We start from the raw sequence: 703 nt of genomic DNA, 5'->3' as shown, positions 1-703 counted from the left end.
ATATCTTGGTTTTTTAGTGATAACGAAAAAATAGAAGTAATTGATGAAAAATCATTTATTTGTTCTAAAGAATTTGAAGAAAAGTTCCCTTCCTTAACAAAACTACTTAAAAAAGCAAGAATTACAAAAATCAAATATGAAAATCAAAATTATCAATTGTTTGGTTGGACAAACCAATCTTCCAAATCATTTGGTTGGCTTTGTTTAGAACCCAGAACAAAAGTTGAGATTGATAAGACACTTCATCCTGACCATATCCTCTTACTAAAAAATTTCGGTGGGATAACTGAAAGATGGAATGAACCTGAAGATACTTGGCTAATTAATTTAAATAACGCATTAACCTTTGAGGATACACAAATTGGATTTATTGGGTTTGAAGACTATTTTAATGAAATGTGTCAAGAAGAAGCGATAGAAGTAAAAGTAAAACCTGAAGAATTTATATTATTCGCTTTCGAAGCGAATGGAAATATTACAATGTACCACAAACAAACAGGCGAAGTTCTTATGTTTGCTGCTGACCACTTTTTTGATTTCATTACTCCATATGAAAACTATCCAGAATATACACTTTACAAAATCGACAATTGCAATACTTTTAGGGACTGGGTTGAAATAATTTCAGACCAATGGTTAAATCATATAAAAAATTAGATGGATAAAAATAAACAAAAAACAGTTTGACTATTGGTTGCCAAAC

General features: G+C 29.7%; 1 protein-coding gene. It reads left to right on the top strand.

All coding sequences use genetic code 11. The annotated features are described in order from the left end of the window. On the top strand, nt 1-657 hold a 657-nt coding region (locus ACSU6B_RS29235; RefSeq protein WP_410889965.1), incomplete at its 5' end, for a hypothetical protein. Between the last annotated feature and the right edge of the window lie 46 nt (nt 658-703).

Origin of the sequence: Neobacillus sp. C211 (assembly GCF_051842875.1) — a bacterium.
Taxonomy (GTDB): domain Bacteria; phylum Bacillota; class Bacilli; order Bacillales; family Cytobacillaceae; genus Neobacillus.
The sequence above is the reverse complement of the archived record's forward strand: the minus strand, read 5'-3'. Positions and strand labels throughout refer to the sequence as shown.